An 11,522-nucleotide genomic window follows, 5' to 3' on the forward strand; every position below is an offset into this window, starting at 1 on the left:
GCACACGATGAAGCGCAATCGGCAAGCGGGTTTTGGCCTGGTGGACATGGCGCTGTCCATTGGATTGGTCGCGATCGCCATGATGATGATCTTCGCCCTCTATCGCCTGGGTCGTGCGGACTCCCAGTCATTCGCTGCGGCGGAGGAGGTGATCGATCTGCAGCGCCGGGTGCAGGACTACTACGTCGAGCACAACGGTTACAACGACCCCTCGTTGTCCGACGCGCTCCTGTTGGCTCGCAACCTGGTTCCCGATCAAATGGTGCGAGGGACGCCAGCAGGCGTGCGTACCCGCTGGTTTTCCGCGGTCGCCGCGGCCCCCATCGACGCCACCACCTTCCGGCTGACCACGAGTGTCCCCAAGGATCGGTGCTACGACTTCGTCACGCGCCTATCCCCACACTTTCGGGCGATCCGGCTGGATTCCGGGGCAGGGTGGACGGACGCGGCGCTCGACGGGGCGCCCCTCAACAGCGTCATTGCGGCGCAGTGCTCGTCCCGTGCGTCGGTCGACGTCCAGCTGGATTCCGCCTGACCCAGTGATGCGTATACGCAACGGGGGCCGCAATCGCGGCCCCTTTTTTTGTTCCTCGGCAGTTCTGCCGGAAATGGGCAACGCGTGCGTCTAAGGGGATACGCAGCGCAGGTGCGCGCGCGCGTTCCCTCATTTACCAGGAGTATTCGTATGCAGAGTTCCACCCCCAACGCGATCCGCATCAGCGGCAAGCGACTGAAGCAAGGCGGCTTCGGCGTTGTTGACGCCGCGCTCGCAATCGGCATTTTCGCCATCTTTCTGATCATCATCGTCGGCGTCTACCGGCTGGGTATCCCCGCGATGCGCGTCAACGGCGCGTCCAGTGCCGCTACCACGCTGCAAGGCAAGATCCAGAAGTCGTACGAAATGAGCCGCACCGGCTACACCGGCATCGACGAGCTGGTTGTTCGTCGCGCCAACCTGGTGCCGACCAATTTCGTGATTGGCGATTGCGCGACGGCGGGTCCGTCCTGCCTGCGTTCGAACTTCCGCGCTGGTGTTTCGGTGCGTTCCATTTCGATCGAGGGTGAGGCCGGCGCTGGCTTCTTCATCACGTTCCACCAGGTGCCGAAAGAATCCTGCGTCGATCTGATCACCACCCTGGAGGCCAACTTCCTGGCGGTCAACATCGCAGCGGGTAGCAACACCACGCCGACGATCTCGTCGCTGACCGGTTCGGACGCAGTCACCACGGGTTCGGCTGCGGGCCTGCTCAAGAATGCACTGAGCACCACGGCAGCCGATCAGGTCATCAACGTCAACGACGTGGGTGAGAACTGCGACTCCCGCGCTGCGAGCGACATTTCGTTCCTCAGCCGCTAAATCATCGCCGGAGAAAGTGGCATGGCAGCAGCCCGTATTGGATTGACCTCACGCAAACGGCAGCACGGCTTGTTCTCACTGGTCGGGATCATGTTCGCGTTGGTAATCCTCGGGCTGCTGCTGCCCACGATCAACGGATGGTTGACTGAAAGCCGGCTGCGCACCAAGGCAGATGCCTCTGGTGCGCTGCTGGCCCAGTACACAGGCGCGCTGCGCGCGTTCCTGAGTGATCGCGGTGACACCGCAATCGTCGACGCAGGCTGCACGGTGGGCACGCTGTGCGCGATGACAGGGACCGACTGGCTGAAGAACAGCGCGGACTGCGCCGTCGCCACAGGGACGCTGACTCAGTCCTATCTGCCCTGCAATTTTCCAAACGTCATTTACGGCCGCGCGCTCACGACCCATCTGTTCGTGAACGCCGGAAACAACCACGCCGTCGTTCGCATGGACGGATGGGTGGATCGTCAACAAGCGCCGCGCCCGGACCTGAGCACCCGCGCTGCGGTCAATGCCAACGCCAGCACCGCCGGAATGGGCGTGCAGACGGTTTCGGGCGGTGGCCCCGACTACGCCGCGCTGAATCCATTGGCGGGCGCCTTCTATTCCTACTACGTGTACGAAACGGGGGACGCCTGGAACTACGACGCCGGTACCGAGGCCCCAGCGCCTACCGATAACCAGATTGTTGCCGAATCCAATAGCGCCCCGTCACTTGATGCCTGGCTGCGCACGGACGGCTCAAATCACATGAATGCCGATCTCGACATGGACGGCCATGACATCATCAATGTGAACAACATCGACGCCAACTCGGCGTCGTTCGCTGGCGACGTCACCGCCAACGACTTCATCGTCAACGCCTTGGGTGGGCAGCGGGTCAGCTCGTTCTGGAGCAACTCGATCGTCGTCACCGCGGCAGGCGTTGATGTCGCGCAACCCACGTGCCCCGCAGGCTCTGTTGCGGACGGCGATTTCGCAGTCCGGAAGATCGTGTACTACCCCGCAGGGAGTCCGGGCGTTCCCGGCAGCCAGATCGGTGATATCTCGGCGCAGGCGGAATATCTGATGGTTCCGGGTCCCGGCCTCTGGCGCCCGATGGTTGAAATCACCAGCACCAATGCGCCGGATCCAACGGTTCCCGTTCTCCTGAATCCGACCAACTCGGACGTTGTTGGCGTGATTCTCACTCGCTGTCTGCCGACCTGACGACAGTTTGCTCGGTTTTGGTAGGGGCGTCGGTCTATCAGCTGATGCCCGATAAACGTTGACTGAAAACAGGACGTGCCGTCATGAACAAAAAAGCACTCAAGGATCTGGTGCCCGTTGTGCCGTTGGCCTCGGTCGGACTGCTGCTTGCGGCCCTCTCCGTGCCCGTAGGTGCGCAAACGATGGGCACCAGCCCGCCGGCGAACCCGACTCCGACTCCGTCGTCCAGCGTCATTTTTGACCGCGCGACGTGCGTCACGTCAGGCGGCGGAGCAAGCAATGCCGCCGGGTATCGCGACTGTGCAACGATGCAGATCGGCGCGGGGTCGACGCGTCATTTGCCCGGCACCCCGATGGAGTGCCCACCTGACGAGGTGCTCGTCGGCGTCGCGGTAGAAGATAATGAGACCCGGTTGCTGTGCTCTCCGGTCACTGCGCCAACACCGGCGCCGGGAGGCGATTGCCGGGCGTCGCCAGTGTTCTGGGTCCAAGGCGGTAGCAGCTGCACTGCCAATGCCCCGAATACCGTTGATGGGGGTTCCACCACGGTATCGGATACGTCTGCTCCGACCACGGGCAATGCTGTGTTCGTGTGTTCGGCCGGCGCCTTCCTCTATTCCAGTGGCGACTGCGTTACCGGGGCGCCGCCGCCGCCGCCGTCGTGTGCATCAGAGACTCTGACGTGGACTGTGGGCGGCGACTCTTGCGAGGCTGTCGCTCCGCTGACCGGTAGTGGCTCAGCGGTTACAGTGTCCGATAGCACAGCGCCTGCGACTGGTGCTGCGGACTTCACCTGCAACGCAGGGACCTGGAGCGCCGCGACCAACGCAACGTGTGCAACAGTGGTTCCGCCGCCGCCCGCCTGCGCGTCCGCAACACTTACGTGGACCGTGGGCCCGGAAACTTGCGAGGCGGTTGCGCCCGGCACCAGCAGCGGCTCCGGAGTCACCCTGACGGATAGCACGTCACCGGCGGTGGGTTCGGCCGACTTCTCGTGCGCGTCCGGAACCTGGAGCGCGCCGTCGAACGCCACTTGCGCCACCCCAGTGCCGCCAGGCAACTGCGGCGTGGAGGCGGTCACCTGGGCGACCGGTAGCAGCATCTGCGAGGCGGTGACCACGGTTACCCCGTACTCGGCCACGCTTTCGGTGGCGGACAGCACCTTGCCCGACACCGGCACCGCGGATTTCCGCTGCGACGGTGGCACGTGGAACTTCCGCACAGGTTCGTGCGCCACGCAGACCACATGCCCTGCGGGTAACGTGACGTGGACGGTGGGCGGCAACACCTGCAACGGCGCGATTGGCCTCGCCAGTTCGGGTACTCAGACGGTCGTCAATGACACGGTTGAGCCCACGACGGGAAGTGCAAACTTCCGCTGCGCCAACACGGGCGTGTGGGGGGTCTTTGGGCAAACGCCTGCGACCTGCGATTCGTCAGTGCCGACCCCGACCCCGACCCCGACGCCGCCACCGGGCGCGTCATGTGCCGGCCAGGCGTTTAGCTGGACCGTTGGCGGAGATACCTGCGATGCAACGGCGCCGACACGCGCCGATGGCACTTCTGCCAGCTTGGCGGATCGCACGGCGCCCACGTACGGGAACGCCACCGCAACCTGCAGCAACGGCACCTGGCTGCCACTTACCAACACCAGCTGTGCAACAGCGCCGCCGCCGGCAGCGCCGTGCGCGTCGGCCGCAGGATCGTGGACGGTGTCCGGTAACACCTGTACCGGAACCATCCCGGCAGCAAACGATGGGGATCCGAGCACCGCGACGGATTCCACGCCTCCAACCACTGGCACCGGACTGTTCCGCTGCAACGGCGGTGTTTGGGATGGTCCTTATGCCAGCGGCTCGACTTGCACGGTATCTGGCGGCGGTGGCGGTGGCGGGATTTCGTGCCCGGCCTCGGTGCTCTCGTGGACAGTAGGCGGCAGCAACTGCTCTACCTCGACCTCGTCAGCGACGGATGGAACTGCGCGCAGGGTTACCGACAGCACCGCGCCGGATACTGGCGCCGCGACATTCACTTGCAACAATGGCAGCTGGAGTGCGCCAGCGAACGCAACGTGCGGTGCGTCCTCGTGCCCCGGGACGACGCTCAGTTGGACTGTGGGTGGCAACACTTGCTCGGCGTCGGTGGGCAGCACCTCGTCCGGTGGCTCGCGAACGGTTAGCGACAACACCGCGCCGACCACGGGCAGTGCGACGTTTGACTGCGTCGGGAACACCTGGGGCTCCGCCACGTCCGCATCGTGCAACGTGACGGTCGTGACCTGCCCCGCGACAACGTTGAGCTGGCCCAAGACCAGTGGCACTGGGACCGGGACATGTGCGGCAGCGGTGGGCGAGAGCAATTCTGGCACCCTTGCGCGGTTGACTACGCATGTAAACAACACGACCACTAGCTTTGATGGCACGGCGTCCTTTACCTGCAACTCGTCAGGCGGATGGGTGGGGCCGGCTTCCGGCTATGAATGCCTCATCAATAAGTGCTCTTGCCCGAGACCCGACGGAAGCAGTGCCTGGAGATGCACGGGAAGTGGATGGAGCGACGGCACAACATACGTTAGTTGCCCATAGTCGCACGTAGCACGGGCCCCGGGATTCCCGGGGCCTTTTTTTTTCTGGGCGAAGTTAGTCACTTAATGTAACGTCGGTCAAAGGACAACAGTTCGATAGAGGGATCTAGATGAAAAAGCTAACGGTGGGAGTGGTGGGAGCGGTGTTGGCGCTGGCGAGCCTCACGGCGATCGCCGAGGTGCGAGTTCTCAGCGATGAACAAACTGTTCGCAACGACGGAAAGGTCTCGGTGCAGTTCGATTCCGGCATTGAAAAGTTTCTCGTGACCGCGTCGCGCCATGGGGGGGCCACTCAAATTTACGGTCGCGACGCGAGTGGGCGCTTCGTTGTGTTGACCCACACAGGCACTGGCTGGTTCGGCACGGTGCAGGGCGTGCCAGTCCGAAACGGCATTGGCGCGCTAGCCGATGCCCCAGGCTTCACCGGCGACGTGATGCTTGCGGGGGCCGGTGGGGCTTCCAAAACGAGTGGCGTCCCGGAGGCGAAGGCCGCGGACCAGGTCTTGGACATTCTCTTTCTGTACACGCACCGAGCTGCGGAGACGTATGGGCTGGAGAGCCTCTATGCCTCCGGACCGACCTTTGAGGCGGAGATTCGCGCAGCGTTTCGGAACAGTGGGTTGAGCCCATACGTTCGCGTTGTTGGTTTCGCTGAGGCGGACGTAACCGATCCAGTCAATGTTGGACTACGGGATTGGTACCCAACATTTATGCAGAACAAGGGTAACGCGGACGATTACCGCGCAGCTTTTGGCGCCGACTTGGTCATTGTCCTTCGCGGCCCCGTCGACGCTACAGATAGCGTGGCTGGCGTCGCGAGCGTCTACTCCGGTGGAGCGCTGGAAATTGAACGGGAAAATGCCTACACGGTCATCGACTCGCGAGCAATGCTCAATGACCCGATGGTGGCTGTCCATCAGATTGGGCACCTGCTTGGAGGTGGGCACGAGTCTCCAGAGCGTGGATGGCTGGACTACTCGAGTGCGCACTCGTGTTCGTACGCTGATGCTCTTGATGGCGGCGATTCCCTCAGTGGAGTGCAGTTGGGCACTGCGGTCTCGGCGGGCTCGCGCGCTGTTCCAATCTACAGTACGCCGGGCTTTACGGACATTAGCGGGACTCCGTGTGGCAATGCTGCGACGGGCGATAACACGCGCACGTTCCGCGACTCTCTGGCTGCTGTGACAAATTACAGTCCTCGGATGCCGGTAGGTTCCGTGTTCTATCTCGTTGTGGATCAGCCCGTCGTTGAGGAAGGCGCCGTGGCCTCGCTGCCAATCCGCGTCACGCGAGAGGACGGTTTAGACCAATCCGCTTCGGTTGAAGTCGCAACAGTACCCTTGGGGGGTCACGGCGCAGTGGCTGGCGTTGATTATGGGGCGCTGTTTCAGCGAGTTGAATTTGCGGCTGGTGAGTACACCAAAGCGCTGACTGTGCCGATTTATAACAATGCGTTCTATGACGACGCTGGTTGGGAAAACTCGGACGGATCTGAACAGCCACGGCGCTTTGCGATCGTCTTGAGGTACCCGCTAAAAGGAACAGTCGAGCCGGCGTATGAGGAGAAGACAGTTTTCATCCTTGACGACGAAGACTCCACCGCGCCGACTCCGACGCCGAGCCCCACGCCCACGCCGGTACCGACTCCGACGCCGACGACCACTCCGACGCCGGCGCCAACCAATGGTGGTGGTGGCGGTGATGGAAGCAGCGGAGGCGGTGCACTGGGTCTGCCGCTGCTGCTGCCGCTGCTCGGGCTGGTGGGTCTGCGTCGCCGGATCGGCGGGGTTCGCACTGGCGGTGCGGCGTGAGTCGGGTTTCGGGTTGGGTCAGCGCTGCTGCGGTAGCGCTGACCCTCTTCCTGGCGGGCTGCGATTCGGGCCCCACGAATGAAAAGGTCGTGCTCGATCTTGCGGACAGGTACTGTCGCAGCGCGGATCCGCTCTGCGAGTACCTTCAGCCTGAGTATGAGGTGGTCGGCCGTAAAACTCTCGCCGAAGACCGGAGATCGTTCCAGTTCCGCGCGACGTGGACGCGCACAGCAGTCCCACTGCCCATGATGATGGCGGTGCGGGCACAGGTACACCTTCGCGCCAATGCGAACAACCCCTCAGGCGCTACCGAGACCATGCGGCTCTTGTTGTCCCCGTCCGGGACGCAGATCGCGGAAGAAGGCTCGGCCGAGTTTGTGAAACGCGGCGGTGACTGGATTCTGGCCGAGTAGATGCCGACCACAGCGGCCGGGTGATGCGCAATGGGCGGATGCTGACTCCGCCCTGTTTCTTCCGCACAGGGCAGCAGAGCGGCGTCAATGCGCTGGTGGTGGAAGCCAAGAACGACGAAGCGAAGCGCTTCTACGAGCGTTTCGGCTTTATCGCCATCGGCGGGCGTCCGGCGACGCTCTATCTGCCGCTGGCAACGGGACTCCGTGCACTGCTGTCAGCGCAGGACTGAATAGGCGCCATCACTGGCGGCACGCTGCATATCCGACCTCCGCGGTCACCGCTTGCGTCTATGTGTCGAAGGCCGGCGAGACCGGCAGACACTACGGAGCAGGCGGATGCAGAAAACCATTGTCGGGCTAGCCCTTGTGGCCGCCATGGGGGCGGCGCACGCGGCCCCTTCGGAAGAAGTCACTTTCGCGGGTCGTGTTTCGACCCTCGGAGTCGGTATTGAGTCATCCACCCAGTTCTGGGACCAGGTTCAACTCCGGGTTCAGGCGAACTTTGCCCAGTTCGGGATTGAATGGGGCAGCGACTGGCTTCCTTACCAGCGCGAAGCGCAGATGATTACCGCCGGCGCCTTCGTCGACGTGCTGCCCATCCGCTGGCTGCGTCTCTCCGCAGGCGTCTACCTCAACAAGAGCCGCATCCACCTGGACCAGCAGGGCGCGGATATCTACGAGGTGGGCAACGCCCTTTATGAAGGCGCGCCGGATTTCAAACTCGATGGCGAACTCGGCTTCCGCTCGTTCGCTCCGTATCTCGGGGTCGCATTCGGAAATCCGTTCGCCACCGCATCGCCACTTTCGTTCAGCGTCGATCTGGGCCTGATGGGCGCCGGCAAGCCGAGTGCGCAGTTCGATGCGCGCGGCACGGTGACGCCGGTGGATCAATACGGTAATCCCACCGGCCCGGCTGTGGACGCTGCGACCGATCCTGACTTTCGTTACGACCTGCGCCGCGAAAAGGACAAGGTTGCCAACGACGGTGAGATTTTCCGCGTCTACCCGGTGATCGGCTTCTCGGTCGCCTACCGCTTCTAACTGGAGTTTCCAATGCGCTCAGTATTTTCACGCGCCCTGATTCTCACGGGCGTTCTTGCCAGCACGTCCGCGCTGGCAGAGCAGCCTTTCCGTCCGGAGCTGTCCACGCTTGGGAGCGTGCCGGCGGTGACGCTTCCGTCGCAGACGCTCGCCAAGGACATCAGCGTTGCAGCGGCTGACAAGCGAGGGGCGATGCAATTCGCTGTGCGGGTTGCGAGTCCGCACGCGATGACCGATGGCAGCTGGAGCCACGGCGCCGATGGCATGTCGCACTGGCGACTGCGCGTTGAGTCCGCAGGCGCGGTATCGATGTCGGTCCATCTGACCGATGTCGCGCTGCCCGAAGGCGCGGAAATGTACTTCTACGATCATGCCGGCAAGATCGTGCAGGGCCCGATCCGCAAGGCAAATCGCAAAGGCGAAATCTGGTCCCCGCTTGTTCGTGGCTCCGACGTTGTCATTGACGTTCGTGTGCCCACCGCAAAGGCAGGCGCTGTGAAGCTGAAGCTTGCCGATGGCTTCCACGGCTTTCGTACGTTCGAGCAGGCTTCGATGGAGAAGCGAGGCTCGTGCGAGGTTGATGCGGTATGTCCCGTCGGCGATGAATGGCGCAAACAGATCCGTTCGGCCGCGCTCTATACCATCGACAACACGTCACTCTGCACCGGTCAGCTGGTCAACAATGTCTCTGGCAATTTGCAGGGTCTGATCCTGACCGCCAACCACTGCGGCCTTGAATTTGATCCCGCGGTTGGCCCCACGGGCGATTCGGTCGTGGTGTACTGGAATTACGCGTCGCCGGCATGCGCGTCCGGTGAGCTTGGCGATCTGACGCAGAACCAGGCCGGTGGCTTCCTGATCCAGCGTTATGCGGCGTCGGACACGGCGCTGTTCGGACTCTACGCATCGCCGCCACCGGCCTATAACGTCTACTACGGCGGCCTGGATGCCAATGGCGCGGTGCCGACGGCTGGCGTGGTGATTCACCATCCCAACGGCGAGGAGAAGTCGATCTCGACGATCGCTGATGGGACGGTCGCGCAGACCACCACCATCGACGGCGTGGACATCGAGTCGTGGGCGGTGACGTACTCAGAAGGCAGTACGGAGCAGGGCTCGAGTGGTGCCGCGCTGTGGAATCAGGATGGCCACATCATCGGCGTTCTGTCAGGCGGTACCGCATCGTGCGATAACCCGACGGGCTTTGATGCGTTCGGGCGGATGGATATTGCATGGGATGCCGGCGGTGACGATGCTGCCGCTCTCAAGTCCGTGCTGGATCCGGACAACCTGTGCGCGAAGACTATCCCGGGTCGCAATGCTGCAGCGGGCCTCGCCACGGAGAACTGTCAGGTCGACGACAGCATTCCGGGCACGACGCCGCCCAGCGGGGCCGTAGTGATCACCCCGGCGGTCGCGCCGGCTGGCAGTCAGATGAACTACCAGTTCGATCTGGTGAATGACGATTCGATGACGATGACCGACGTGTCCTTCGACATCGTGCTGCCGGCGGGCCTTGAATGGATCGGCGCTGTTGCGCGGTCGAGTCATTGCCTCGACGGCGTGGTGGAGCAGAGCGGCAACACCATTCACGTTGCCGGGATGTCCGTGTGGGGTCACGACACTTGCTCGATCACCGGTGCGTTCGTCGGTGACGTGCCGGATGTCTACACCTTCGGCATCGCCGCGGATGCGCTGACGAGCAACCTCGGCAGCAATCCCGAGCCGATTGAGGCTGTGCTGCAGGTGGAAGCCATTGACCCGGCGTTGAACAGTTTCATCTTCGCTCCGTCCGAAGGCTCCGTGTTGACCAATGAAGCGGTCGAGCTGACCTGGAGCGCTCCGGGCGCAAACAGCTGCGACGCCTACGGCGAATGGACCGGCTCGCGTCCGATCACCGGTTCCACCTCGGTCTCATTCGTTGGTACTGGTGAATACACCTTCCGCCTGATTTGCCACACGGACGTAGGTGCGGCGGAACGCATCGTCACCATCGCCGTCACGGGCCCAGGCACCACTCCGACGCCGACGCCGACGCCGACGCCAAGTCCGACGCCGACTCCAACCCCGTCTGGCACCCCGACGCCGACGCCATCACCGACCCCGACGCCGACTCCGCCGCTGGATGACCATTACCTGGCAGAGCCTGCAGGTGGCGGTTCGTTCGGGTCGGGTTTGCTCGCAGTGCTCGCGGGTCTCGGCTTCCTCCGTCGGCGCATCGCTCCTACAGGCTAATGCGACGTCTCCTCTCGGCGCTTTGTCTGGCGCTGGCGGTGGTTGTGGATGCGGGTGCGGCTGAAAAGCCGCACCCGTGTCTTTTGGACGCCGCGGACCACTACGGTGTGGACTGGAAGATTGTGCGCGCGATCCGCCAGGTCGAGGGCGGATGGGTCGGCGCAAAGCTGCGCAACAACAACGGCACGTACGATCACGGGCCGATGCAGATCAATTCGATCTGGACTGAAAGTCGCGATCTGAAGTCCGTCGGCATAACGGCGAACGCGATTCGGGATTCTGAATGCACGGCCTACTGGGTCGGCACCTGGATCTATGCCCGGGAGCTGGCCGCAGCGGGCGGCGATCGCTGGAAGGCGGCAGGGAACTATCACTCCAAGACCCCGAAGTACCATCAGCGTTACCTCGCCAAGGTCAAGGCCGCGTATCAGAAACTCTTTGGTGCAGTGCCGGCGGACGCGGTCACCTATGACCCGCCCGTTGATGACAACGTTGCGTACGCAAAGCGTTGTCAGACTCCGACGCCCGATGACGTTGTGGTCTGTCAGGCCTGGGCGCTGAGTCGTTCACTGGGTGAAGAGATTGATCGGATGCAATCGGCTCGAGTCGTGTCCGTTCCCGATTCAGATGACGACCTCGAATCGCTGGTGCTGTCGCGGATCGATGCGCTCCCGCTGGCGGCCGCAACTCCAGTCGCCAATGCCGCGCCTCCCACGGCACTGCCCGAAAAGGCACCAGAACCAGCACCAGCACCAGCGATCCCTGCGGCCGACGCGGCGAATTCGAGCTTCGACACGGTTGCCCCAGCTCCGTTCCTTGCGTTCCTGTCTCAGGTTCTAAACCCCTGAGTCTGCCCTCGCGGGGCGCCTTTC

At 63.2% G+C, this 11,522-nt stretch carries 12 protein-coding genes; 9 read left to right on the top strand and 3 right to left on the bottom strand.

Features of this window, described 5'->3' with window-relative positions:
- The first annotated feature begins 7 nt into the window (after nucleotides 1-7).
- From E4T66_RS17995 to E4T66_RS18005, 3 genes are all read left to right on the top strand, one after another.
- A complete protein-coding gene (locus tag E4T66_RS17995) occupies nucleotides 8-535 on the top strand; it encodes a hypothetical protein (protein WP_136850852.1) in 528 nt (175 codons plus the stop codon).
- 150 nt (nucleotides 536-685) lie between these two features.
- Nucleotides 686-1,357 (top strand): type 4 pilus major pilin, encoded by a 672-nt coding sequence (locus tag E4T66_RS18000; RefSeq protein WP_136850854.1) that lies wholly within the window; start codon nucleotides 686-688, stop codon nucleotides 1,355-1,357.
- A 21-nt stretch (nucleotides 1,358-1,378) separates the two neighbouring features.
- A complete protein-coding gene (locus E4T66_RS18005; protein WP_136850856.1) occupies nucleotides 1,379-2,566 on the top strand; it encodes a type II secretion system protein in 1,188 nt (395 codons plus the stop codon).
- A 613-nt stretch (nucleotides 2,567-3,179) separates the two neighbouring features.
- Here E4T66_RS18005 and E4T66_RS18010 read toward each other — a convergent pair.
- From E4T66_RS18010 to E4T66_RS18020, 3 genes are all read right to left on the bottom strand, one after another.
- Nucleotides 3,180-3,773 carry a hypothetical protein gene (locus E4T66_RS18010; RefSeq protein ID WP_136850858.1) on the bottom strand — a complete coding sequence of 198 codons (594 nt, stop codon included), beginning with the start codon at nucleotides 3,771-3,773 and terminating at the stop codon, nucleotides 3,180-3,182.
- A 117-nt stretch (nucleotides 3,774-3,890) separates the two neighbouring features.
- Nucleotides 3,891-4,337, bottom strand: a complete 447-nt coding sequence (locus tag E4T66_RS18015; protein WP_136850861.1) for a hypothetical protein — start codon at nucleotides 4,335-4,337, stop codon at nucleotides 3,891-3,893.
- A 72-nt stretch (nucleotides 4,338-4,409) separates the two neighbouring features.
- Nucleotides 4,410-4,886, bottom strand: a complete 477-nt coding sequence (locus tag E4T66_RS18020; protein ID WP_136850863.1) for a hypothetical protein — start codon at nucleotides 4,884-4,886, stop codon at nucleotides 4,410-4,412.
- A 374-nt stretch (nucleotides 4,887-5,260) separates the two neighbouring features.
- On the opposite strand from E4T66_RS18020, the gene E4T66_RS18025 reads away from it, so the two are divergent.
- The 6 genes from E4T66_RS18025 (at nucleotide 5,261) to E4T66_RS18050 (ending at nucleotide 11,498) form a co-directional block, all read left to right on the top strand.
- A complete protein-coding gene (locus E4T66_RS18025) occupies nucleotides 5,261-6,961 on the top strand; it encodes a Calx-beta domain-containing protein (RefSeq protein WP_136850865.1) in 1,701 nt (566 codons plus the stop codon).
- Complete coding sequence (locus E4T66_RS18030) at nucleotides 6,958-7,374, top strand: hypothetical protein (protein ID WP_136850867.1); 417 nt, start codon at nucleotides 6,958-6,960, stop codon at nucleotides 7,372-7,374. Before E4T66_RS18025 ends, E4T66_RS18030 begins: the two co-directional genes overlap by 4 nt.
- A 38-nt stretch (nucleotides 7,375-7,412) precedes the next feature.
- The gene (locus E4T66_RS18035) at nucleotides 7,413-7,604 is read left to right on the top strand and encodes an N-acetyltransferase (protein ID WP_136850869.1); all 192 of its coding nucleotides are present in this window, start codon (nucleotides 7,413-7,415) and stop codon (nucleotides 7,602-7,604) included.
- Between the two features lie 106 nt (nucleotides 7,605-7,710).
- On the top strand, nucleotides 7,711-8,415 hold the full coding sequence (locus E4T66_RS18040) for a hypothetical protein (RefSeq protein ID WP_136850871.1): 705 nt from the start codon (nucleotides 7,711-7,713) through the stop codon (nucleotides 8,413-8,415).
- Between the two features lie 12 nt (nucleotides 8,416-8,427).
- Nucleotides 8,428-10,650, top strand: a complete 2,223-nt coding sequence (locus tag E4T66_RS18045; RefSeq protein ID WP_136850873.1) for a trypsin-like serine peptidase — start codon at nucleotides 8,428-8,430, stop codon at nucleotides 10,648-10,650.
- Entirely contained in the window at nucleotides 10,650-11,498 is an 849-nt protein-coding gene (locus E4T66_RS18050) for a lytic transglycosylase domain-containing protein (protein ID WP_169577703.1), read from the top strand. The genes E4T66_RS18045 and E4T66_RS18050 overlap by 1 nt, the downstream gene beginning before the upstream one ends.
- Nucleotides 11,499-11,522 lie beyond the last annotated feature (24 nt).

The organism is Sinimarinibacterium arenosum (assembly GCF_005047655.1).
Classification (GTDB): Bacteria; Pseudomonadota; Gammaproteobacteria; order Nevskiales; family Nevskiaceae; genus Solimonas.